The organism is Paraburkholderia sp. C35 (assembly GCF_003121405.1).
In the GTDB taxonomy this organism is placed as follows: domain Bacteria; phylum Pseudomonadota; class Gammaproteobacteria; order Burkholderiales; family Burkholderiaceae; genus Paraburkholderia.
In genome coordinates this window covers 25,885-49,760 of record NZ_QBUY01000060.1, presented here as the reverse complement: position 1 = coordinate 49,760, position 23,876 = coordinate 25,885, and the positions used below count along the sequence as shown (strand labels likewise).

At 62.5% G+C, this 23,876-nt stretch carries 21 protein-coding genes and 1 riboswitch; of the genes, 8 read left to right on the top strand and 13 right to left on the bottom strand.

Annotated elements, in window-relative coordinates; all coding sequences use genetic code 11:
• Positions 1 to 136: 136 nt before the first annotated feature.
• Positions 137 to 1,849: an alpha,alpha-trehalase TreA gene (gene treA, locus DK391_RS28120; protein ID WP_239482974.1), complete on the bottom strand. Its 1,713-nt coding sequence runs from the start codon at positions 1,847 to 1,849 to the stop codon at positions 137 to 139.
• A gap of 313 nt (positions 1,850 to 2,162) precedes the next feature.
• Here treA and pdeR point away from each other — a divergent pair, with 313 nt between their 5' ends.
• Positions 2,163 to 4,166, top strand: a complete 2,004-nt coding sequence (gene pdeR, locus DK391_RS28115) for a cyclic di-GMP phosphodiesterase (RefSeq protein WP_109481281.1) — start codon at positions 2,163 to 2,165, stop codon at positions 4,164 to 4,166.
• A 223-nt stretch (positions 4,167 to 4,389) separates the two neighbouring features.
• Here pdeR and DK391_RS28110 read toward each other — a convergent pair whose 3' ends face one another.
• The 3 genes from DK391_RS28110 to DK391_RS28100 form a co-directional block, all read right to left on the bottom strand.
• Positions 4,390 to 5,268: a crotonase/enoyl-CoA hydratase family protein gene (locus DK391_RS28110; RefSeq protein WP_109481280.1), complete on the bottom strand. Its 879-nt coding sequence runs from the start codon at positions 5,266 to 5,268 to the stop codon at positions 4,390 to 4,392.
• Between the two features lie 489 nt (positions 5,269 to 5,757).
• Positions 5,758 to 6,864 (bottom strand): malate/lactate/ureidoglycolate dehydrogenase, encoded by a 1,107-nt coding sequence (locus DK391_RS28105; protein WP_109481279.1) that lies wholly within the window; start codon positions 6,862 to 6,864, stop codon positions 5,758 to 5,760.
• Between the two features lie 153 nt (positions 6,865 to 7,017).
• Positions 7,018 to 8,478, bottom strand: coding sequence for a M20 family metallopeptidase (locus tag DK391_RS28100; protein WP_109481284.1), 1,461 nt, complete (start codon positions 8,476 to 8,478; stop codon positions 7,018 to 7,020).
• Between the two features lie 228 nt (positions 8,479 to 8,706).
• Between DK391_RS28100 and DK391_RS28095 the strand changes: the two genes are divergently transcribed.
• The 3 genes from DK391_RS28095 to DK391_RS28085 all read left to right on the top strand — a co-directional run bounded on the left by DK391_RS28095 (position 8,707) and on the right by DK391_RS28085 (position 11,177).
• Positions 8,707 to 9,015 (top strand): superinfection immunity protein, encoded by a 309-nt coding sequence (locus tag DK391_RS28095; RefSeq protein ID WP_109481278.1) that lies wholly within the window; start codon positions 8,707 to 8,709, stop codon positions 9,013 to 9,015.
• Positions 9,016 to 9,099: 84 nt separating this feature from the next.
• On the top strand, positions 9,100 to 10,254 hold the full coding sequence (locus DK391_RS28090; protein ID WP_109481277.1) for an epoxide hydrolase family protein: 1,155 nt from the start codon (positions 9,100 to 9,102) through the stop codon (positions 10,252 to 10,254).
• 116 nt (positions 10,255 to 10,370) lie between these two features.
• A riboswitch (ZMP/ZTP riboswitch) is annotated at positions 10,371 to 10,505 on the top strand.
• Positions 10,506 to 10,544: 39 nt separating this feature from the next.
• Positions 10,545 to 11,177: a LysE family translocator gene (locus DK391_RS28085; protein WP_109481276.1), complete on the top strand. Its 633-nt coding sequence runs from the start codon at positions 10,545 to 10,547 to the stop codon at positions 11,175 to 11,177.
• Positions 11,178 to 11,299: 122 nt separating this feature from the next.
• On the opposite strand, the gene DK391_RS28080 is transcribed toward DK391_RS28085, so the two are convergent.
• From DK391_RS28080 to DK391_RS28060, 5 genes are all read right to left on the bottom strand, one after another.
• A complete protein-coding gene (locus DK391_RS28080; protein ID WP_109481275.1) occupies positions 11,300 to 11,578 on the bottom strand; it encodes a YodC family protein in 279 nt (92 codons plus the stop codon).
• A 534-nt stretch (positions 11,579 to 12,112) separates the two neighbouring features.
• Positions 12,113 to 13,600: an MFS transporter gene (locus DK391_RS28075; RefSeq protein ID WP_109481274.1), complete on the bottom strand. Its 1,488-nt coding sequence runs from the start codon at positions 13,598 to 13,600 to the stop codon at positions 12,113 to 12,115.
• 49 nt (positions 13,601 to 13,649) lie between these two features.
• The gene (locus DK391_RS28070; protein ID WP_109481273.1) at positions 13,650 to 14,282 is read right to left on the bottom strand and encodes a TetR/AcrR family transcriptional regulator; all 633 of its coding nucleotides are present in this window, start codon (positions 14,280 to 14,282) and stop codon (positions 13,650 to 13,652) included.
• A gap of 90 nt (positions 14,283 to 14,372) precedes the next feature.
• Entirely contained in the window at positions 14,373 to 15,209 is an 837-nt protein-coding gene (locus tag DK391_RS28065) for an isocitrate lyase/phosphoenolpyruvate mutase family protein (RefSeq protein ID WP_109481272.1), read from the bottom strand.
• A gap of 108 nt (positions 15,210 to 15,317) precedes the next feature.
• The gene (locus tag DK391_RS28060; protein ID WP_109481271.1) at positions 15,318 to 15,743 is read right to left on the bottom strand and encodes an OsmC family protein; all 426 of its coding nucleotides are present in this window, start codon (positions 15,741 to 15,743) and stop codon (positions 15,318 to 15,320) included.
• Between the two features lie 321 nt (positions 15,744 to 16,064).
• Between DK391_RS28060 and DK391_RS28055 the strand changes: the two genes are divergently transcribed.
• Complete coding sequence (locus DK391_RS28055; RefSeq protein WP_109481283.1) at positions 16,065 to 16,358, top strand: DUF4148 domain-containing protein; 294 nt, start codon at positions 16,065 to 16,067, stop codon at positions 16,356 to 16,358.
• 134 nt (positions 16,359 to 16,492) lie between these two features.
• Here DK391_RS28055 and DK391_RS28050 read toward each other — a convergent pair whose 3' ends face one another.
• From DK391_RS28050 to DK391_RS28035, 4 genes are all read right to left on the bottom strand, one after another.
• Positions 16,493 to 17,047 carry a carboxymuconolactone decarboxylase family protein gene (locus DK391_RS28050; RefSeq protein ID WP_109481270.1) on the bottom strand — a complete coding sequence of 185 codons (555 nt, stop codon included), beginning with the start codon at positions 17,045 to 17,047 and terminating at the stop codon, positions 16,493 to 16,495.
• 49 nt (positions 17,048 to 17,096) lie between these two features.
• On the bottom strand, positions 17,097 to 18,434 hold the full coding sequence (locus DK391_RS28045) for an aspartate aminotransferase family protein (protein WP_109481269.1): 1,338 nt from the start codon (positions 18,432 to 18,434) through the stop codon (positions 17,097 to 17,099).
• 35 nt (positions 18,435 to 18,469) lie between these two features.
• Positions 18,470 to 19,516, bottom strand: coding sequence for a C45 family peptidase (locus DK391_RS28040; RefSeq protein ID WP_109481268.1), 1,047 nt, complete (start codon positions 19,514 to 19,516; stop codon positions 18,470 to 18,472).
• Between the two features lie 127 nt (positions 19,517 to 19,643).
• On the bottom strand, positions 19,644 to 20,504 hold the full coding sequence (locus tag DK391_RS28035) for a MurR/RpiR family transcriptional regulator (RefSeq protein ID WP_109481267.1): 861 nt from the start codon (positions 20,502 to 20,504) through the stop codon (positions 19,644 to 19,646).
• 244 nt (positions 20,505 to 20,748) lie between these two features.
• Between DK391_RS28035 and DK391_RS28030 the strand changes: the two genes are divergently transcribed.
• From DK391_RS28030 to DK391_RS28020, 3 genes are all read left to right on the top strand, one after another.
• On the top strand, positions 20,749 to 21,006 hold the full coding sequence (locus DK391_RS28030) for a hypothetical protein (protein ID WP_162600924.1): 258 nt from the start codon (positions 20,749 to 20,751) through the stop codon (positions 21,004 to 21,006).
• Between the two features lie 99 nt (positions 21,007 to 21,105).
• Entirely contained in the window at positions 21,106 to 21,744 is a 639-nt protein-coding gene (locus DK391_RS28025; protein ID WP_109481265.1) for an NUDIX hydrolase, read from the top strand.
• Positions 21,745 to 21,870: 126 nt separating this feature from the next.
• Positions 21,871 to 23,769 (top strand): acyl-CoA synthetase, encoded by a 1,899-nt coding sequence (locus DK391_RS28020; protein ID WP_109481264.1) that lies wholly within the window; start codon positions 21,871 to 21,873, stop codon positions 23,767 to 23,769.
• Positions 23,770 to 23,876: the final 107 nt, after the last annotated feature.

Genomic DNA, 23,876 nt, shown 5'->3' with positions numbered 1-23,876 from the left:
TTTTGCCTACTTTTCTTTGCCGCGGCAAAGAAAAGTAGGTGCTGCCCCGCACAGGGGCGACGCATGAAGTACTGACACCGAATCGCGGATGCCAGCGAAATCAAAAGCAAAAAGCAAAACCAAAACCAAAACCAGCTCACTCCCCAGGAGCATAAAGATCCAACAACTTCAAAGTAACACCATTAGTCCACCCAAACCCATCCTGCAAAGGATACTCACCCCCACCACCACCTCCCGTCCCGGAACCCTCCACCACATACTTCTCAACCAGCTTCTGCTCCTTGCCATAAACATTCTTCACATCGGCAAGAAACCGCGTCCCAATCTGCTGCGCGAGATCCGCGCGTCCATACCGCCGTAAACCTTCGATCGCGATCCAGTGCAACGGCGCCCAGCCATTCGGTGCATCCCACTGCTGGGTCGTGTCGTACGTCGACGTAGTCAATCCACCCGGCTTCAACAACACCCCCGCGACGACATTCGCCGTCTTCTGCGCCCGATCAGGCCACGCCGCGCCCGCGAACAGCGGATACAGCATCGCCGGGGTCTGGTTGTCGCGCGACTTCGCGAGCTTCCAGTCGTAATCGCCGTAGTAACCCTTGCTGTTCCACAAATACCGGTTGATCCCCTCGGCACGTTTCGCCGCCTTGCCGATGAACTGCACCACGCAGCCAAAATCCCGCGCCTCGGAGCAGCCGCGCGCAATCGTCGTCTCCAGATGAAACATCAGGCTGTTCAGATCGACAGGAATGATCGCAGTAGTACGAACGGTCGTCAGATTCATGTTGTCGCCGAACCAGCGCGAACTGAAATCCCAGCCGCTCTCCGCCGTGGCGCGCAGATCGCGATACACCTCGTTCGGCGCGCGCCCCGTTGCCTGCTGCGCGGTCTGTATGTCCTCCAGATACGATTCGTCGCGCGGCGTGTCGAGCGCGTCCCAGTATCGGTTGAGCACCGTCCTGTCCGGCAGCACGACGACGTTGCGCGTCGCTTCACCCGGCTTCGTGGTCGACGCGCCCTGCATCCAGTACGCGTATTCCTTGCGCATCTGCGGCAAATACTTCTGATACACCCGCCCGCCCTCGACCTTCGCCGCCAGCTCGACCATGTACGAGAAGAACGGCGGCTGCGAACGGCTCAGATAGTAGGTGCGATTGCCGTTCGGAATGTGGCCGTACGTGTCGATCATGTACGCGAAGTTATCGAGCATGTTGTCGACGAGATCTTCGTTTCCCGACTCCTGCAACCCGAGCATCGTGAAATAGGTGTCCCAGTAATAGCCCTCGCGGAAACGCCCGCCGGGCACCACATAGGGCTTGGGCATCGGAATCAGCGAACTGTATGACGGCGCGCTCGTCGTCGTGCGCGTCAGTTCGGGCCACAGCCAGTTGATGTGATCGCGCAACGACTGGTTCGGCGGCGGCGTGATCACCGGCTCGGACGGCGGTGTGAAGTACTGGTCGACGAAACTCGCCAGCGAGAAATTGGGATGGTTCTTCTGTGTCTCGTAGGCTTGCAGGATGGTGGCGGGATCGGCTTTCGGCAGCGCGTCCACGAAGGTCTTCTGGTCCGGGTAGATCTGCTGGGTCTGCACGGCGACGAACAGGTCGCCATAGAGTTGATCGGGTGGCGGCGGCAAGGGGCCGCCGACTTGCGTATCGGCGCTCGCCACGCGCGCGATACCCGTCAACAGCGTGAAGCCTGCCAGTGCGACAGCGCACGCGACGCGTCGCTTGCGCTGATACGGTGCGTACGAACGCGCCGCGCATGGAAATGGATCGAAAGGAACGGCGCCTGATTGAAGATGGGCCGCGATAGCCCTGCGACGAACTGACGACAGCGTGCTCATGTCTCCCTCCTCGGAAAGGTGGACAACCGGTCTGGTCTGCCGTCGCGCTTTTTATATCGCCACGCGAGCATGGCATGTAGCACGGACGTGCGCAATCGCGCGTCAACGTTTGCGGAACCGATCCCCATCATGCATCATTTATTTCTATGCTTTGTGGTTAAAGAAAGGTGATTCAAAGGTCGTTAATCAATTCGGAGCCGCAGGCCCGGCCGCTTCGTTACAATGAAGCAATCAGTCAATAAGACCTTCGCCGCCGCGTGCTGTACTCGTATTCGGAGCTCGACTGGAGGCAATTTTTGCCCGGGGACCCCTAATGAACGACGACCAACACGATCAGGTGCTTTTCGCCCGATTCGGAACGAGCAGCCCCTGCTGGCGGCTGTCGAGCGACAGCAATGCGCTCGAACTGACGCCCGAGACAGACGACGATGCGGCCACGGTCGCCATCGCGCTGTCGGGCGCGCAGGCCGCGCAGATCCGCAAGCTCTCGGGTATCACCTCGCACCTGACCATGGACGTGCGCCTGTGCGGCGAATCATTGCGTCTGCATCTGGTCGGCAAGAAACTCAACAGCAGCACCTGGGCGGGCACGGCGTCGGCGTACGAAGACACGGAATCGGTCGCGCGCGATCTCGTGCATGGTCTGTCGTTTGCCGAGCAGGTCGTGTCGGAAGTCAATTCCGTGGTCGTGATCGTCGACAAGAACGGCCGCATCCAGCGCTTCAACCGGCTCGCCGAAGAACTCACTGGCATGCGCGAAGAAGACGTGGTCGGGCGCAGCGTGTGGGCGCTTTTCATGTCGTCGGAAGCGGGCGCGGCATCGAGTCACAACATCTCGGGCTTCTTCAACCAGGGCGTCGCGTATGAAGTCGAGCGCCGCGTGCGCACCGTGCAGGGCGAACGGCTCTTTCTGTTTCGCAACAAGTTCGTGATGAGCGGCAGCGGCGTCGACGAACAGTTCCTGATCTGCTCGGGCACCGACATCACGGAAGAAAGGCGCGCGAAGGATCGTCTGTCCGAACTGGCGAACACCGATTCCCTCACGGGTCTGCCCAACCGCAACGCGATCCACGACAAGACGCGCGCGGCGATTGCCGGCGCGGCAGCGGGTGAATCCGTCGGCATCCTGTTTCTCGATCTCGACAACTTCAAGAAGGTCAACGACCACTACGGCCACGTGTTCGGCGACCGGCTGATCCAGGATGTGTCGGCGGCCGTGCGCGAGTGCCTCGCCGACGAAGACACCCTCGCTCGCCTGGGCGGCGACGAGTTCATCGTGCTGTCGCCGGTGGCTTCCGTGGCGTCGATGGAGGCAATGGCGCAGCGCATTCTGGAGCGCCTGCGCGTGCCGTTCAGCCTTGGGCTGGTGGAGGTCTACACCGGCTGCTCGATCGGCATCGCGATGTTCCCCGAACACGGCGACAGCCTCGAAGCGCTGATCCGTGCCGCCGATACGGCCATGTACGTCGCCAAGGACGACGGCAAGCGCACCTATCGCGTGTTCTCGCCGGAGATGAACCGCAAGGTCGCCGAGTACATGTGGCTCGACACCAACCTGCGGCGCGGGCTCGAAGAAGGCCAGCTGACGCTGCACTATCAGCCCAAGCTGTCGCTGGCCACGGGCACCGTCTACGGTGTCGAGGCGCTGGTGCGCTGGAATTCGCCGGAGCGCGGGCAGATCATGCCCGCCGCCTTCATCCGTTACGCGGAAGAGTCAGGGCTGATCGGGCCGCTGGGCCGCTGGGTGATGCAGACGGCGGCCGAACAGGCCGCGCAATGGAAGGCGCGCGGGCTGTCGCTGCGGGTGGCGCTCAACGTGTCGGCGCGACAACTGGTGGATACGGCTGTCGTGACGCATTTCAGCGAGGCGCTGGAGCGCGCGCACCTCGATCCCTGCCTGCTCGATATCGAATTGACGGAAAGCTGCCTGATCGAAGACGAGGCCGCCGCCATCGATCTCATCACGCAATTCCGCGATCTCGGCGCGCAGGTTCATCTGGACGATTTCGGCACCGGCTATTCTTCGCTGTCGCAACTCGGGCGCATTCCGCTCGACGTGATCAAGCTGGATCGCAGTTTCGTGAGTTCGATCAATGCCGACAGGAAGTCTCAGGCGCTGGTGCGCTCGATGGTGGCCGTCGCGCAGGCGCTGCAGCTGAAGGTGGTGGCGGAAGGGATGGAAACGGAATCGGAAGAACTGTTCATGAAGGGACTGGGCGTTGAATACGTACAGGGTTATCTGTACGGCAAACCCATGCCTGCAGCCGAATTCGAACGCTGGCTGCATGACAGGCAGAAGATCCGGTTGATCGCCTGAACCCCCGAAAAGTTCGCTCGACCTGAGAGATCTCCTGCCTGACGACTGCTGGTGCGATTGCTTACTGCAGATTGCATGCTGCGTGTTGCCTATTTATTGCCTGTTACCGTTGAAGCGATGTTGACGCCATGCTGAACATTGCGTGAATTCCTGACGGGTGCAGACGGAGCGCGAGTATTTCCAGGGCGCGGGGGCGTTCTGCCAATCAGACTACCTTCTCTCTTCACGCAACGTTGATAGCGGCAGTACGCAGATTACCCGAGCGGCGGGTCTGCAGCATCACGAGGCGTTCCATGAACGCCAGATCCTTCTCTTCGATCGTGAACGCGGCCTGCACCCAGTCTTCCGTGATTTCCATCAGTTCCGCGCGCGACAGCTGCAGCACGCGCTGGCGCGCCCGCACCATCGCACGGATGCCGTTGAGCTTGGGGCGCAACGTATCGATGAAAGTGCGGGTCGCGACATAGGCATCGCCCGGTTCGAACAGCTGGTCGACGAGGCCACGGCTTTCGTACCACTCGGCCGTATGCGATTCGCCGCCGCCGATCAGCTCTTCCGCGAGACGCATGCCCGCCTTGCGCGCCACGAGCGAGTAGCCGCCCATGCCGGGGAACAGGTTGAAGGCGATTTCAGGGAAGCCCATGCGCGCGTCGTTCTGCGCGAGCACGAAATGATGCGCGAGCGCGGCTTCGAAACCGCCGCCGAGCGCCGCGCCCTCGACCATCGCAATCGAAATCGCGCCGGTGTCGAAACCACGTGCAGCAGCATGCACGCAATCCACACAGGCACGCGCATACGCCATCAGTTCCTGGCGCCGGCCGCTGCGGATCGCGTCGGCGAAAAAGCTCAGGTCGCCGCCGACGTTGAACATCGTCGGAATTACCGAGCCTGTCACCCAGAAATCGATGCGCACGCCGGACTCTTGCGCGGCGCGCGCGAGTTCGAGAATGTCATGCACCAGTTCGAGGTTGAAGCACGGACGCGGTTGAGCACGCAACATCATCCACATGATGTTGCGCTCTTCTTCGTAATACGCGGCGATTTGCGACAGCTTGCCAGCTTCGAGGAACGGACGGCAGGCGTGGTGGCTTTGCAGATTCATTTTGAACGGTCCTTTTAAAGTTGGAATACTTCGGTGAAGCATTGCGAGCCTAAAACAGACCAGAATCCGCTGGGGGGGGCTAACGTACAGAAGAATGCAGTTCGTCATAACTTTGGCAACGCCCACTGGACGGGCTTCTTGCCAGGAGCGGGTTGCGCAAACGATTGCCTCCCGAAGCAAAACTTCAAACGCTTGTTCTGCGCGTCGCTTTACAGAGGGAACAAAGCAGTAATTAGAAGATTGGTTTTAATTTCGGTCGAATTGACCGGCAAACGATCAGCAAACGTTTTAACGCAATCGACGCCTATTCCGATTGCATTCTTTGTGGATTTTGGGCGAAAAGCGGCAAATTGGCGGAATCGCCGCTTTCGGGTCAATGTGAACTGGATGGCTGCGCGCGCCCCGCTCTCGCAGCGTGTGACGCGCCGATGTCGAAACGTGGATTTCGATGTGGATGCAACGGTCTGTGCCGTCGCTATATCTGGCGGCCTAGCGCAGGTGTGCCGACCAGTCATCGGCGGCTTGCTGCGGCAATCCTGCTGCGAGCGCGGCTTCGCGGATCTGCCGCCACGTTTGCGGATCGACGGGAATGCCGTTGGCTTCGCGCTCCGCGCGCGTCGCACGTTCCGGCTCGCCGGGCGCATAGATGCGTTCCGCGCCCGCTGCGAGCGGCGACGCTTTCACCCAGTCGATGAACGCATCGGCTTCGGCCTCGGCATTCGGTGCGTCGAAGGCGGCGGGATCGGCGATCACCGACACCATGCAGTTGATGATCGCGTTGGTCTTTTGCAGCGTGTCGGTGTGCGTCGTGTAGCCGCCCGACAACGCGCCGCCGAAGATCTCGCACATCGCCGCGAGGCCAAAGCCCTTGTGGCCGCCCGCCTGCCCGCCTACGGGCATCAATGCGCCGAACGGTTCTTCCATCATCACCTTCGGTTCGATGGTCGGATTGCCGGCGTGGTCGATCAGCGCGCCGGGCGGCGTCGGCTTGCCCTGGTTGTACGCCACGCGCGCCTTGCCATACGCGATGGCGCTGGTCGCGAAGTCGAGCACGAGCGGCGCCTTGCCTTCACGCGGAAAAGCCGCGCAGAACGGATTGGTGCCGATACGCCGGTCGGCGCCGCCGAACGGCGCCACGAGTGGATCGCCCGCCACGTTGACGAAGTGGAACGACGCGAAACCCGCCTTCGCGCACTGCTCGGCCCAATGCCCGATGCGGCCGATGTGATGCGCGTTGCGCAGCGCGACAGCGCACACGCCGAGTTTCTTCGCGCGCTCGATGCCGAGTTCCATCGCTTCATGCGCGACGACCTGGCCGAAGCCCTTGTTGCCGTCGATGGTGAGCACCGCGCCGACATCCTTCACCACGCTCGCCTGCGTATTGAGCTTCAGCTGACCGTCACGCAGCGAATCGACATAGCGCGGAATCATGCCGACGCCATGCGAATCGTGTCCCGTGAGATTGGCCGCGACGAGGTGATCGGCGACGAGTTGAGCCTCACGCGGCGAACTGCCCGCTTGCAGCCAGATGGCGCGCACATACTCGTGCAGTTGAGCGGCGGGGATACGGAGAGCAGGCGTGCGCGTGTCGTTCATTCGATGATGGCTCGTCAAGGAAAGCGATTGGACAGCGGATAGACCGCGAAGAAACAGCAGAAACCCAGCAGGAAACCAGCAGATAGACAGCGGGAGAAGCCATCCGGCCTCTCCCGTGCAAAGCGCTTCAATGCAGACGGCGCGTGAACAACATCAAGGTGCCGAAGCGATCACCTCAGCGACGGCGGCCGTCAGTTTCTTGCCGTACGGCACGTGCAGGAACTCGTTCGGGCCATGCGCATTCGACTTCGGACCGAGCACGCCGCACACCATGAACTGCGAGGTCGGGAAGCCCGCCTTCAGCACGTTCATCAGCGGGATCGTGCCGCCCTGCCCGATGAACGCAACGTCTGCGCCGAAGTGCTGGCGCGAGGCGTCGTTCAGTGCCGTGCCGAGCCACGGCGCGAGTTCCGGCGCATTCCAGCCCGTCGCGGCGCCCGCGTCCGGCTTGAACGTGACCTTGGCGTTGTACGGCGGATCGAATTCCAGCAGCGACTTCATCTGCTGCACGGCCTTTTCGGCGTCGACCAGCGGCGGCAGACGCAGCGACAGCTTGAACGCAGTACGCGGACGCAGCACGTTGCCGGCATCGGCGAGCGACGGCAGACCCGCCGCGCCCGTCACCGACAGCGACGGACGCCACGTCGAGTTGAGCAGCGCTTCCTTGGGATCGGTGGTGGTCGGCAGCACGGGGCCGCCGTCCTGGCCGCAGGCCCACGGCAGTTTTTTCCACACGTCGTCGCCGAGAATCTTTGCGGTCGCTTCGGCTTCGTCGAGACGGTCGAGCGGGATCGGGCAATGGAACCCCTTCGGCAGCAGCGTGCCGTCGGCGGCGTCTTCGAGACGCTCGAACATCTGCCGCATGATGCGGAAGCTCGACGGCGCGATGCCGCCGTAGCCGCCCGAGTGAATGCCTTCGTCGAGCACCTGCACTTCCAGATCGCCCGATACCAGCCCGCGCAGCGACGTGGTGAGCCACAGCTGGTCATAATTACCCGCGCCCGAATCGAGGCACACGACGAGGCCAACCTTGCCGAGCCGCTCGCGCAATGCATCGACATACGGCAGCAGATCGTAGCTGCCCGACTCTTCGCAGGTTTCGATCAGGCCGACGCAGCGCGGGCGCTCGATGCCCTGCGCGTCGAGTGCCGCGATCGCCGTGAGGCTCGCGTAGATGGCGTAGCCGTCGTCCGCGCCGCCGCGGCCGTAGAGCTTGCCGTCTTCGAACTTCGGCGTCCACGGGCCGAGGTCGTTGCGCCAGCCGTCGAATTCCGGCTGTTTGTCGAGGTGGCCGTACAGCACGATGGTGTCCGTGCTGCCCGAGCGCGTGGCGGGCGATTCGAAGAAAATCACCGGCGTGCGGCCCGGCAGGCGGACGATTTCCAGCTTCAGTCCGCGCACCGGCTGCTGCTCGGCCCACTTCGCGGCTTCCGTGATCACGCGCTCGATGTAGCCGTGCTTTTCCCAATCGGCGTCGAAAGCCGGACTCTTCGCGGGCACGGCGATATAGTCGGTGAGCGCCGGCACGATCTCATCGTTCCATTTGCGATCGACGAATTCGCGCAGTGTGTCGTGATTGAGCGTTTGAGCCTGTTGGGTATCGTCGGAGATCATGATTGCCATATCCGGTGCAGTCGAAACGCACATGATAGACCCTCGTGGCCGCGTTGCCGAATTCGTAGGAACCATGCGGCACGCTCGTGCGGCCGCGCCTGCCGGCTGGCTTACGATCAGCTTGACGCGTCGCCTTGCAATCGCCCTTCAGCGCCGAGCGCGCAATGCCCGTTCGCGCGACAATGACGGGATAACACCGCGGATCACGCTGCGCCAAGGGGAGGCTCGATGAACAAAGAGATGATGATGCAGGGCGTCGCGACGGTGGCCGCGCTGGCGCTGTACTTTCTACCGTCGATCATCGCCGACCGCCGCAAGCGCTACGACATGCTGACCATTGCGCTGTTCAACGCGTGTCTTGGCTGGACGGTGTTCGGCTGGCTGGTTGCGCTGTACTGGGCATGGCAGCCGAATCCGCCCGTCAATCTGGAAGGTGAAGTGGTGCGCTCGCGGCGCATCATCAGCATGCGGGCGTTCACCAAACGGCTCGGCGAGCGCGTGCAGTTGCGTCAATCGCGCGATCGCTCGGCTAAATAACGCCGTCAGGGGCGCCGTTTATCGGCGCTGTGCATGACATCGCTCGCCGCGAGGCTTGCCGCTCTACCGCAAAGGACACATCCGATGCAGATCACGCCGTTCCAGATTTCGATTCCCGACTTCGAGCTGGCCGCGCTGAAGACGCGGCTCGCGCAAACGCGCTGGCCCGATCCATTCGACAGTGCGCCGTGGGCGCTCGGCACCGACCTGAATTATCTGCGCGATCTCGTCGATTACTGGGCGGGCGCGTACGACTGGCGCGCAGCCGAAGCGCGCCTCAATCAGGCGCCGCAGTTCATCGCGCAGACGGGCGACCTCGCCGTGCATTTCGTGCACGCGCGCGGCATGGGTCCGAAGCCCTACCCGCTCGTCATCACACACGGCTGGCCTGGCTCGTTCATCGAATTCAGCGAACTCCTGCCGCAGTTATGCGACCCGGCCTCGTTTGGCGCAGATCCTGCCGATTCATTCGACGTCGTGGTGCCGTCGATGCCCGGTTATGGTTTTTCGGAGCGCCCGTCGAAGCCCGGAATGTCGGTGTTTTCCATCGCCGATTTATGGGTCGAACTGATGCGCGGACTCGGCTATGAACGCTTCGGCGCCCAAGGCGGCGATCTCGGCGCAGCCGTGTCGATCGCGCTGGCCACGCACCATGCGCAACATGTCGACGGCATTCATCTCAACTTCCTGCCCAGTTCGTACGCACCGGGCATCGCGCCCGGCGATCCCGCCATCACGCAGGAAGAACAGGATTTTCTGGCATCGAAAGCCGTATTCGCCGATGCCGAAGGCGCCTATGCGCACATGCACGCGACCAAACCCAATACGGCGGCAGTCGCATTGAACGATTCGCCTGCAGGACTGGCCGCGTGGATCGTCGAAAAATTCCGTGCGTGGAGCGATTGCGATGGCGACATCGAGCGCGTTTTCTCGAAGGACCAGCTGCTGACCGATCTCTCGCTGTACTGGCACACGCAGACGATCGGCTCGTCGATGCGGCTCTATGCCGAAACGCGCGCGCGGCCATTGCGCTTCGAGCCGGGCCAGCGCGTGACGCCGCCGCTCGGCTTTGCGCGCTTTCCGAAGGAGATCAGCCAGCCGCCGCGTTCGTGGATCGAGCGCGTGTTCAACCTCGCGCAATTCGCCGACATGCCGCGCGGCGGCCACTTCGCTGCGATGGAACAACCCGCGTTGCTGGCCGAAGAGATCCGGCGCTTCTTCCGGCCGTTGCGCAACTGAGCTTGTCGCGGGTCGCGGCTAGTTCGTGGCGCGGACGGCAGCGTTGGCGCTCAAGTGTATCGACGGCTGAGGACGCTTCTGTCTCTGGCAGGCGCCAGCATCACGCGAAACAATGAACGGGTTCGCGCGACTGGCGCTCAATCGAGGTGGATCACCACCGGGGAACGCGAACCGGGATACCTGGGTTTCAGTCCGGGTGTCGATTTCATTCCGATGTCATTCCCGTCACGCCGCGCGCCTGGGCCTTGCAGCGATCCTTCGACCGGTTGTCCTTCCACGGAGCTCACGCAATGCCCTCCTTCCCGCATCTCATTGCATTCGCGCTCGTCGCGCTCGGCATGGCGCTCACGCCAGGGCCGAACATGGTCTATCTGGTTTCACGCTCGATCTGTCAGGGCCGCACGGCGGGTCTGATTTCGCTTGGCGGTGTCGCGCTTGGCTTTGTGTTCTATATGTTCTGCGCGGCGTTTGGCATTACTGCGTTGCTGCTCGCTGTGCCGTTCGCGTACGACGCGTTGCGGTTCGGCGGTGCGCTGTATCTGTTGTATCTCGCGTGGCAAGCCGTGAAGCCGGGTGGGCGCTCGCCGTTTCAGGTGCGCGATCTGCCTGTCGACAGTCCGCGCAAGCTCTTCACGATGGGATTCGTCACCAACCTGTTGAATCCGAAAATCGCCGTGCTGTATTTATCGCTGCTGCCGCAGTTTATCGATCCGCAGCACGGTAGCGTGCTGAGCCAGTCGCTGATTTTTGGCGCGGTGCAGATCGCATTGAGCATTTCCGTCAATTCGACGGTCGCGATGACGGCGGGCTCGATTGCCGTGTTTCTGGCGCGCAAGCCAACATGGCTCGTCGTGCAGCGCTGGATGATGGGCACCGTGCTGGCAGGCCTTGCCGTGAGAATGGCGACGGAAGCACGGCGCTAAATGACAAGCGCGAGCCGACGGCCCGCGCCTGGGTATTCAGATTGGGGTTGTCGCAGGCATTCGCGATATGACTTGCTGCTTCACGAAGTCAGATCGCGAATAACAGCGACGGAAACACCCGCTCAGCGAGCGACAAACCTCGCAAATCTGTGCTGATGCACGGATCCGGCCGGAATCGAACGCGGCTGCACCCGCACCTCTTCGTGCGAGAAAGTTTCCTGGCGCAATTCACCGTGATCATCGAACCATTGGCACACCAGCCATTCACCCGCCTGGCGGGCAAGCGCGCCAATATAAGTCACGGTCATGCGGGGGCCGCCCGCCTTCAGCGTCACCACATCCCCAACATTGATTTGCGGCGTTTGTGTCGTATCAAATGCGTCGAAAGTAGCAGTCAGCATGGATGTCCCCGTTATAAGCATTAGGCTGGCTGAAAATTCACTGCCATAAACGCACCGCGGTCCAACAGATTAATAAGAGTGGGGGCAAGATTAACAATCGAATATTTCGTCGGCAAGTAATTTTTATTGGAAGCGTTTTCAGCAAAAGCGAAATAGATGACTGTATACGTCGAACGTTCGTTCGATATTGTTTAGCGCTGGAACTGCTTGCTGGCAAAGGCGCCATGCTGTTGCGCAACACGCATCAGTTTGCCGTTTAGGCCTGGTATTCAGGGTATACGTAAATCCAGCCGACCACCGGCTGTCATAATGATGACATCGAGGCCACAAACGTCGATTAAAAACCCATGCAAGCGGGATAATCGGCGTCATCTGTGAATAAGCGCATCACTGCTGAACGGAAAAAATCAGTTGCGATGCGCAATGGCGGTCGGCTGCATTCCAGCTGCCGCAGCCGCTGGAAACGTTATCGGCGATTAACCGCCGTATATTTGTTCTGCCGATATACAAAAATGCAGCCGCTCGGGATTTTCCCTAAGCCGCTTTAATCGCACGTCGATGGGCATGCTGTTGATGCCGCACCAGTGTCACGCTGAGCGCGATGCACACCACCATCAGCACGGCATTGATCGCGAGGCTGCGCTGGAAGGCGTATGCGTAGCCCGCCGCCGTTGCATTCGCCGACAGCGCACCGAAGAACGCGCCACTGATGGCTGCCGTGCCGAACGCGGAGCCGATCTGCAACGTCGAGGTCACCACACCCGACGCGAGACCCGCCTTCGCCGGCGCCACTTCGCCGAGCACGATGCGCATGATCGACGGCAAGACCAGCCCCTGCCCCACGCCCGCGAAAAGCAGCCCGGCGTAGAACAGCGTACTGAGCGTGGCGTGCGTCGCCTCCCAGCCTGTGACGGAGAAACCGATCGCCATCATCGAGAAACCGAGCGTCAGCACATGGCCACCAATGCGCTTCACCACGGCCGGCGACGTCAGCGGCCCGGCGACGAAGCCCAGCGCGAACGGCATGATCGCGATGCCGGATTGCAGCGGCGTCCAGTGCAAGCCTGTCTGCAGATAGATGCCATAGGTGAGAAAGAACGCGCTATTGCAGTAGAAGAGGAATGCCAGCACGAGTCCCGTAGAAAAAGCCGGATTGCGGAACAGTTGCAGATCGACGAGCGGGCTGCCGCCGCTGCGCTCCACCTGACGCTCAACCGCAATGAACGCAGCGAGCGCAGGCGCCGCGAGCGCGAACATCGCGAAGGTCCACCACGGCCAGCCGGCTTCGCGCCCGTGCGTCATCGGATAGATCAGCAGCATCAGCACGACCGCCAGCAACGCGACGCCTTTCAGATCGACGCTCTCGCGCGTGGCCGACTGATTCTCCGGCACGAACTTCCACGCGCCGATGAACGCCAGAATGCCGACGGGAATGTTGATCAGGAAGATCGCGCGCCAGTCGAGCCCGAACGGACGATACGTGATCAACGCGCCGCCGCCGAGTTGCCCGACGATCGACGCGAGACCGAACACGAAGCCATAGAAGCCCATCACGCGCGTCTGCTGATGCAGCGGCACGACGGCACGCACGGTCGCGAGCACTTGCGGCGCCATCACCGAAGCGGCCATGCCCTGCACGATCCGCGCGATCACCAGCACGTGCCCGTTCGGCGCAAAGCCGCACAACGCCGATGCCACCACGAAACCCGCCATGCCCGCCATAAACATGCGACGCCGGCCGAACAGATCGCCGAGCCGTCCACCCGTAATCAGCAGCACCGCGTAGGCCGAGGCATAGGCCGAGACGATCAGCTGCAATTGCGCGTCGGAGGCGTTCAGGCCGGTGTGAATGGCAGGCAGCGCCAGATTGACGATGAAGTAATCGAGCGGCGCGAGAAATGCACCGACGAACAGCACCGTCAACGCCAGCCCTTGCCGCTCGAAGCGCTGATGCGGTTGCGCTTCAGGCTTGCCAGGAGGCTGTGCGGTTGCGGACGGCACGCTCACGCCCGATGCTTTCATGCATGTCTCATTCATGACTGATCGTTCAAAAAATCGACAAAAAAAATTTTCAGGTGAGTGCGCGCATGGCGACATCGACGACGGCTTTCAGCTCGTCTTCCTTGCGCTGGCATTTGCCGAGCACGCGCAAGCCTTGCGTCATGCACAGCAGGAAATCGGCGACCGCCTTTTCATCGAGATCGCTATCGAAAACGCCCGCCGCCTGGCCGCGGATCACGGCAGCCGCAAGCAGAGTCACGACACGCCGCTGGATTGCGCGGATTTTCGCGTGCAGCGCTTCGTCTTCTGGCTGCAGTTCGAGCGTGCTGTTGGTAATGAAACAACCTGTCAACGACGAACTGGCACGCGTGTGGTGCAACAACGCATTGCGCAGCGCGACTTCGGGCGCCACGTTCGCGTTCAGGCGCTCGACAAGGCCCGCAATCGCGCCTTCCGCATAGTGGTCGAGCGCGGCCATCATGATGCCGTGCTTGTCGCCGAACACGCCGTAGAGGCTGCCGCGCAGCACGCCCGTCGCGTTGCACAGATCGTCGACGGAGGTGCCGTGGAAGCCGTTGCGCCAGAACACCTTGCTCGCCTCGGCCAGCACGGCGTCGGTGTCGAATTCGCGTGGGCGTCCACGCGGACACACGGATTCCGGTTTGGCAGCGCTTGCGCGCCGGGATACGGGATGGTCGGTCATGCAACCAATTTTATGACTGCCTGTTCAAGAATTCAAGAAAAACCGGCGGCCTTCGCAGGGCCGCCGGAACAACACTCCATTCAGTCCGATTCAGCGCGGCTGGCGCACAGCCGCGAACAGATCGGTGATCTGCTTCATCGACGCCGCTTCGTTGGTGTACGTGAACGTGCCCTGCCCGAGCATTTCATTGGCGGCGCGCAGCATGGCGCCCAGCGCCGCGCGCGCCAGCGCCCCGCCGACGCTGAGCCGCTTCACGCCGAGTTCCGCCAGATCGTCGACGGAAAACGGCATGCCTGCCATGCCCATCAGCACGTTGACGGGGCGCTCGACGGAACTGACCACGGCGGCGATGTCTTCGCGCGTCTTCAGCGCGGGCGCGTACAGCACGTCGGCGCCCGCCTCCTGGAAGGCCTGCAGGCGGCGGATCGTATCGGCGAGATCGGCGCGGCCGACCAGATAGTTTTCCGCGCGCGCCGTCAGCGTGAACGGAAACGGCAGCGCGCGCGCCGCTTCCACGGCTGCGCGCACCCGCTCGACGGCGAGGTCGTGCGCGTAAATGGGATCGTCGGCGCGGCCCGTCGCATCCTCGATCGAACCACCGACGACACCCGCGGCGGCGGCCTGGCGAATGGTTTCTGCAGCATCTTCCGGCGAGTCGCCGAAGCCGTTTTCGAGGTCTGCGCTGACGGGCAGATCCGTCGACGGCGCGAGTTCGGCGAGATGCCGGATCATCTGTGCGCGGCCGACGGCGTTGTCCGGCAAGCCGAGCGTGAATGCGTAGCCGGCGCTGGTGGTCGCCAGCGCCTTGAAGCCGAGTGCCTCCAGCAGGCGCGCCGAGCCGACGTCCCACGGGTTGGGAATGATGAATGGACCGCTTGCCTCATGAAGCGCGCGAAACGCCCGCGCCTTGTCTGCCTGTGTTGTCATGGCTGCTCCATCCGTCGCGGATGTGGAACGGATACGGGAATAAGCGATTTGGCCCGGACGGACCAGGCCGGCCGGGCCAACGCGGAAAGCGATGCCTGCGATGCGCGCTCAGGTTTCGAGCTTCGCATCCATCGTGATGGTCGCGTTGAGAACCTTCGAGATCGGGCAACCGGCCTTCGCGTCGGCGGCAGCCTTGTCGAATGCCGCCTTGTCGCCGCCCGGGATCTTCACGACCACGTCCAGATGCGAGGCCGTGACCGCAAAGCCGCCGCCGTCCTTGTCGAGCGTGACGGTGGCCGTGGTCGAGATGCGCTCCGGCTTGATGTTCGCCTTGCCGAGTTCCGCCGACAAAGCCATCGAAAAGCATCCCGCATGCGCCGCCGCGATCAGTTCTTCCGGATTCGTGCCGATGCCATTTTCGAAACGCGTCGAGAACGAATACTGCGTGTCCTTGAGCACGCCGCTATCGGTGGAGATCGAGCCCTTGCCGTCTTGCAGACCGCCCTGCCAGATTGCCGATGCTTTGCGCTTCATTAGTCTCTCCTGTGTCGAGTCCGTGCCGCCGCGCTCTCAACCGCGATGCCCGCCGCGCCGGTCCCGCCCGGAATCCGCAGCTCGGCACCCGTCACGCATGCCGCACCAGACTAGCCGTGGGCGTGGACCGAAACCTCATCATAGGCGGATATCGGTGGCACTGCCGTGAAGTGGCGCGCATGACCATTATTTCACCCTACGCAAGAATGTTTATCCGATCTGCTTCTTTTTTCATCACCACTGGCGGAAATACACTCTGATCCAACGGTTCGGACAGCGTGTTCAAACCGAACCGATCAACAAATGTTCTCGGAGGTCATTATGAAATCGCTTATTTCCGCAGTGGTCGTCGCATCGGCTCTGATCGTTCCCGCTGTTTCGTTCGCGCAGCAGTCGAACGCGCCCGTGTCGCGCGCGCAGGTTCAGGCTGAACTGGTCGCTGCACAGCAAAACGGCTCGCTCGACCAGAACGACGTCGCGTACCCGCCCGCCAAGCCGCAATTCGGCGCGACGGCAGGATCGTCGGAAGTCGGTGGCGTGCAAGCCGGCACGTCGCAATCGGGCAAGCGCCCGAGCGTTGAAGAACGCATCTTCTCGACGTTCCGCGGCAACTAAAACCCGCTGCGCGTGCGTGGTCTGACGATCACGCGCTGCCGTTGAAACAACAAAGGCTCCGGCCGACTGATCCAGTCGCCGGAGCCTTTGCTTTTGGGTTTGATCCTGGTTCTGCTGGATTGGATGCGCGGCGCTTATTCGGCGAATGGCAGCGAATCCTGACCTTGCGCGCGCATGCCGAATACGTTCAACGTCATCGCGACCAGCGCGTAATAGCCGAGCAAACCGACCAGATTGATCGTGACCTCGTGGCCGAAGCGCTCGACGGTCTTCGCGTAAGTCGCATCGGACACGCGCTTCGCGTCGTACAGTTCCGTGGCGAATGTGTAGATGAGCGCGTCGTCGGCATCGGCGAACGCGGGTGGCTGGCCCAGGCGGATCGCTTCGGCGTCTTCGGCGCGCACGCCTGCATCGATCGCGATCGGATAGTGGATGAACCACTCGGCCTGCGCCTGCCAGCGCGACGCGGTGACGAGAATCGCCAGTTCCGACAGGCGCAGCGACAAGCCCGTCTTGTAGCGGCAGAATGCGCCGAGCCGCTGCGCGTGCTGCGCCAGCTCCGGGCTATGGATCCAGCCGAGAAACGGCCCGTTCAGATTGCCGCGCGGACCCGACAGGATCTCGTCGAGCACGGCTTTCTGGTCGGGCGTGGCGTGGCTGGCGTCGAACGTGGGCAGGCGTTGAGTCATCGGAAGTTCTTTCGTACAAGGGTACAAGGGTACAAGGGTTCATGTTCGGTCAGGCGGCGCCCGTCGCGGCGAGCGCGCCTTCGATGGCATCCGTCAGGCGGCCGACGATCTGTTCGATATCGCGCGGCGTGCAGATGAACGGCGGCGCGAGCAGCACATGATCGCCGCTCTTGCCATCGACGGTGCCGCCCATCGGATACACCATCAGCCCGCGTTGAAACGCTTCGCGCTTGATGGCGGCGTGCAGCTTCAGTTTCGCATCGAACGGCGTTTTCGTCGCGCGGTCCTTCACCAGCTCCACGCCGACAAACAGGCCGCGACCACGCACATCGCCGATAAACGGATGCTGCGCGTAGTGCTCGCGCAGCAGCGCGCGCAATTGCTCGCCGCGCGCGTTGACGTTATCGAGCAGATGCTCGTCCGCGATCACACGCTGCACTTCTAGCGCAGCGGCGCACGCCGTTGCGTGGCCGATATACGTGTGGCCATGCTGGAAGAAGCCGGAGCCGCCCGTGATGGCCTGATAGATTTTGTCGCTGACCAGCGTCGCGCCGATCGGCTGATAGCCGGCGCCGAGGCCTTTCGCGATGGTCAGCAGATCGGGCACGACGCCGTCTTCTTCGCATGCGTACAGATAGCCCGTGCGGCCCATGCCGGACATGATTTCATCGAGTATCAGCAGCACGCCATGACGGTCGCACACTGCGCGAATCTTGCGGAAGTACTCGCGTACGGGTGGCACCGCGCCCGCCGTCGCGCCGACCACGGTCTCTGCGACAAACGCGGCGACGGTGTCCGGCCCGAGTTCGAGAATTTTCTGTTCGAGTTCATCGGCGAGGCGCTGCGCGAACTGCTCGTCGGTTTCGCCTGCGCGCTGCTCGCGATACGCATAGCACGGCGTCACGTGATGCGCGTCGATCAGCAGCGGCAGGAACGGCTCGCGCCGCCATGCATTGCCGCCGATTGCCAGCGCGCCGAGCGTGTTGCCGTGATAGCTCTGACGGCGCGCGATGATGTGCCGGCGCTGAGGCTGCCCTACTTCGACAAAGTACTGGCGCGCGAGCTTCAACGCGGCCTCGATGGCCTCCGAGCCGCCCGAGACAAAATACACATGCTCCAGCCCTTGCGGCGCGCGTTCGACCAGATAGCTGGCAAGTTCTTCAGCGGGTTGCGTGGTGAAGAACGACGTGTGCGCATAGGGCAACGCCTGCGCCTGTTGCTTGATCGCGTCGATGACCCGCTGGTTGCTGTGGCCCAGGCACGAGACAGCCGCGCCGCCGGAGGCATCGATATAACGCTTGCCGGTCGAATCGATGATCTCGATGCCCTCGCCTTTGACGGCGACAGGCAAGGTCTGCTTCGGCATGCGGTGAAATACAGTGGTCATTGCGCTTTCCTGGAATGTGCGCAAACGGGTGGCATTCAGGCCGCCGCGCGTGCAATAAAGGTTTCGAAGACGACGGCGTGCTGTGCATGCACCCGCAGCGCGACACCGTCGCTGCCGATGTCGAACAGCGCGGTGGCGAGGGTGTTTTCTCCATCGGGATCGTGCGGGTCGTCGCGATAGATGGGCAGACCGGCGGGCGCCTTGTCGTGCAGCATGTCGACGAGTGCGGCACCGTCGCTCTGCTTTCCGCGCGCTTCGAGCAGCACGCCGACGCGGCTCTGACGGTCGCGCGACGAATCGGTGACGATCTGCGGCTCGTCGTTGCAACCGGGATGGATCATGTGATTCGCGTGGCCCGACACACCCACGACCGTTTCGATCGAGCAGCGCATGGCAGTGGCCTCGACGCTGAGCACACGGGCGTCGCCCGCGGCGCCCAGTGTGTGATGAAAACCGCTGGCACGCGGCGTGTCGCGCAGAAGCTGTGCGGCTGCGTCGAGCGAACGCTGATCGAGCACGGCGCGCGCGAGCAGCATGCGCGGCACGCCCGTTGCGGGCTGACGGATGCGCAGATTGTTGATGGCCTGCGCGAGACCCGCGCGGTTCGCCGCGAATGTATGACCGGGCAGCGAACCGGGGTAATAGAAGCTGATGAAGCCGGGCTTGCCTTCAGGCTGCACATCGACCAGCATGCCTTTGCCTAGCAGGAACGGATCGCCGTCTTCGTTGTGTGCAATGAGCGTGTTGCTATTGCCCTGACTCACCGCCGCAAAGGTCGTGCAGCCGTCGGGCGCGTTGTGCACGAGTTCACCGCGACAATTCCACAGGAAGATATCGTCGGCAGACCAGCCGAGACCGGCCGCGAGGCCGTCAAGCTCGGCCAGTTGCGCGGGACAATGCACGCGCGCCGCGTCGCGCAGGTGCTGGACGAACGCGTGGCCGCGCCACGCCTGCACGGCGCGCCAGGCGTCGCTTTGCTGCATATATGCACCGAACACCGGCCGCGCCAGTTCGCCAAGCTGCCGGCCAATGTCAAATGGCCCGCCCGCTATCCGATGCAACTCCCAAACCTGCTTCGACACACGACACCTCGAACATCAATCAACACGCGATGCGCATTTATAGTTCACAACAACATATGTTGTCAATGAAGATGCATTGTACGCGTGTGTTGTCTCGAACGCATGGTGGTCGGATACGTCCGGGTCGTCAGGGCACGTAAGCGCCCTTCGCGTGCAACGACTGCTCGGCGAGTTCGAGTTGCTGGACAGCATCGGTGCCTTCGAGCGCGAGCAGATGCGCGACCAGCGATTCTGCAATCGCCGTTGCCGCCACCAGCGACGGGAAGAACGACGGGCTTTCGTGCGAGAAGATCAGTACCTTGTCGGCATTGAGCGCGATGGGCGACACGGCGCTATCGGTGATGGCAATCAGCTTGCTGCCCTTCTCCAGCGCGGCTTCGGCGACGCGTGCCGCCTCGACGGAATACGGCGCGAAGCTGACGACAACCGTCGCGCTATCGCGCTCGATGCCGCGCAACTGCATTTCGAGCGTGCCCGCTTCGCCAGTCAGCAACGACACGGACGAACGGAACAGCCGGTAACCGTAGACGAATCCGAAGGCCACGGCATAGCACGAGCGGAATCCCGCGACATGCACGTGCGGTGCGCGCCGCAACAGCTTGGCGGCTTCGACAGTCACGCGTGTATTGTGCGCGGCCGTCACTTCGAGATTGTGCTGCTGCGCGACGAGCAGATCGTGCGCGAGCGCGTCTTTCGCGTGGCCTTTGACCAGCGAGCGAGCGCGGCTTGTCAGCGGTTCCGGGCGCGTGCGCACGCGCGCGACGAACAGATCGCGCAGTTCGTTCCACCCCGGAAAACCCAGTTGCTGCGACAGCCTCACTAGCGACGCGGGTTGCACCTGTGCGCGTTCGGCTACTTTACGCATCGACGAAACGGCAACCTCGTCGGGATGATCGAGCAGAAACGCCGCGCCCATCTGGAATTGCGGACTGAGTTCGGAGAAACGTCCGCGGATCAGGGCGGCGAGCTGGTCGAAGTTGTCGGGCATACGGTGTACCGGGCATTAGGATGACAACAAATGTTATCACCCGGAGATGTGGGGGGCTGATGAAGGGGTGGCGTATCGGCCTACAGAATTCAATGGGTTGAACACTCAGCGCTGGCGGCTCGTCTGATATCTCTTCACTGCACGTGCACATACGTCGATGCAAGCTCGCGATCGAGCACGCTGTCGAATGGAATGCCCGTTATGTGGTTGCCAGTTGGCGTTAGCGATCTGATGGTCAGGCACCGTGCTGGCGGGAAGCGGTGTCGGCATGGTGTTCCAGAGCGCGCTGCGCACGTTGCTGCCACTGGCCGACGCGAAGGAACGTGGTGCGCTGATGGCCGCGTTCTATGCCGTCAGCTATCTGGCCTTCTGCGTTCCCGCCGTCATTGCGGGTGTGCTGGTCAATCTCGTCGGCATCGACGCCACAGCGGGCGGCTATGGCATCGCGTTGCTCCTGCTCGCGTTGCTGACAGGCGTGCGCACCGCGAGACGAACCGCATAGGCACTCGATCATGCGCGCAATGTTTGCTCTAATGCGTTTTTGACCGCTGCTCCACGACTGGTTAGCCCTCGACAACGCGCGACATATAGCGAGCATCCGATGATCGCACCCACCATCAGCGACGCTTTCCAACACCGCCTCGGCCAGGCTCGCCGCCTGCTGGCACTGGCACAAACGGGGTTGCATTACGCAACCAGCCCATTCGACCGGGAACGCTACGACGAGATCGCCAGCATCGCCCATAGCCAGATTGGCGAGATTGCGTCACTGGACGCCGGTACGGTGGCAGACATGTTTGCCTTCGAATCGGGTTATGCGAACCCGAAACTCGATGTTCGCTGTGCCGTGTTCGACGAGGGCGGCCGCATCCTGCTGGTGCGCGAGGCAGCAGAAGGCCTCTGGTCGCTGCCGGGCGGCTGGGCCGATGTCGGTTTGTCGCCTGCCGAGAATGCCGCGAAAGAGGCACGCGAGGAAAGCGGCTACACGGTGCACATCGAACGTGTGCTCGCCGTGTGGGACAAGAACAAGCACGCGCACCCCGCTTCCGTATTCCATATCTGGAAGCTGGTATTTCTCGGCGTCATCGAGCAAGCGGGAACGGTGATCGGCACCGAGACGGACGAGGTCGGCTTCTTCGATCTCGACGCACTGCCCGCGTTGTCGCTGGGCCGCGTGCTGCCTGCACAGATTCACCGTCTGAGCGAGCTATATCGCAGCGGTGGAGTCGATTTCGACTGAATCCATGCGCTACGACGTTTGCAGCAAAAGCTGAATGGACAGCCATCGCCAACGCGCGCATGCTAGCCTCGATGCGCCCAGCATCGCGATGCGCGTATCCCTTCTGTCAGCAGCAGGGAGAAACCGATGGCCTTCAGATCTCTGCTCGACGTCCAGCAAGCCGAGGCGGTTCCACTTGAAGCACGCGGCCTCGCGGCAAGCACCTACGAAACCATTCAACGCACCGCGCACGCCCATCCGGACTCGCCCGCGCTGAGCTTCTTCCTCGATGCGGCGCATTACACGCGCGCGCACCACTGGACCTACGCACAGTTTTTCGCCGACATCACGCGCGCCGCCAACGCATTTCATGTGCTCGGCGTCGGACCTGACGATGTCATCGCTTACGTGCTGCCGAATCTGCCCGAGACGCACTTCACTATCTGGGGCGGTGAAGCGGCGGGCATCGTTCTGGCCGTCAATCCGATGCTGGATGGAGCCCAGATCGCCGCCCTCATCGACACGGCTCGCGCCACCGTGCTGGTCACGCTGGCGCCGACGCCGGGAGTCGACATCTGGCCCAGACTCGTCGCGCATCTGACGCAAATGCCGACCTTGCAGCAGATCGTGTGGGTCAATCTCGCGCCCTATGTCAGCAAGATCAAAGGGCTTGCACTGCGGCTCGCAGCCACGCGCGAAAAGATCCGCCTGCGGAACTGGCCCGTGCATGATCTGCGGCATCTGATGCGCGCCCAATCCGCAGATCGGCTAGAGAGCGCACGCGCATTCACGCGCGACGACACCGCTTCGTATTTCTGCACGGGCGGCACCACCGGCCTGCCGAAAATCGCCGTACGCACGCATGGCGCCGAAGTCGCCGATGCGTGGTCGACGATGGCGCAGTTCGAGTTCGACGGCACCACTGTGACCAACTTTTGCGGCCTGCCGCTCTTTCATGCCAACGCGCCGATGGTCACGGGACTCATGATGTGGATGCAGGGGCATCACGTGATCCTCGGCACGCCCCAGGGCTATCGTGGCGCGGGCGTGCTGGCGAATTTCTGGGCGATCGTTGAACACTATCGGGTCAACTTCTTCGGCGGCGTGCCGACCGTGTATGCCGCGCTGCTCCAGTATCCGACGGGTTCTCACGACCTCTCCTCGCTCGCATTCGGCCTGTGCGGCGCGGCGCCCATGCCCGCCGAACTGTTCCGCGAATTCGAGCGGCGCACGCAGATCCGCATTCTCGAAGGCTATGGCATGACGGAATCGACTTGCGTATCGACCTGCAATCCACCCGATGGCGAACGGCTGCCCGGCTCGATTGGCATCCGGCTGTGCTACCAGGGCCTTCGCGTCGCGATACTCGACGACGCAGGCCGCTATCTGCGCGATGCACAGGCCGACGAGGCCGGGGTCATCCTGATCTCGGGGCCGACGCTGTTCAAGGGCTACCTCGAAACACACCATAACGAAGGCGTTTTCCCGACCATCGACGGTCACCGCTGGTTCAATACAGGCGACCTCGGACGACAGGACGCGCGCGGCTATTTCTGGCTGACGGGCCGCAAGAAGGAACTGATTATCCGCAGCGGCCATAACATCGAGCCGAAGCTGATCGAAGAGCCGCTGCAGTCGCATCCCGCTGTCGCGCTGGCGGCCGCTGTCGGCGCACCCGATGCCCATGCGGGCGAAGTGCCCGTCGCCTATGTGCAGTTACGCGCTGGGCGCGAGGCGACGGCGGACGAGTTGCTGTCCTTCGCTGCACAGTCGATTGCCGAACGCGCCGCCGTTCCGAAGCGCATCGAAATCGTCGACAGCCTTCCCCTCACGGCCGTTGGCAAGATCTACAAGCCCGCACTCGTCCAGCGCGAAATCAAACGGGCGATTGTCGCGGAAGCGCACGCGGCTGGCATCGAGGATATAGCGGTAGAGATGGTGGTCGACGGACGGCGCGGCGTGGTCGCGCGCATTCGCACCGGCACAAAGCAACAGACGCTCACGCAGCGGCTCAGCCGCTACACATTCCAGATCGACTGGACATGAGCGCGAACCGCGCAAATCTCACGATACGGAACGGGGAACCGTGTCACAAAACTATTTGCTGCATGGCACCGTAATAGCAATGCGCATCGGAAAAACTCGTTTCTTAT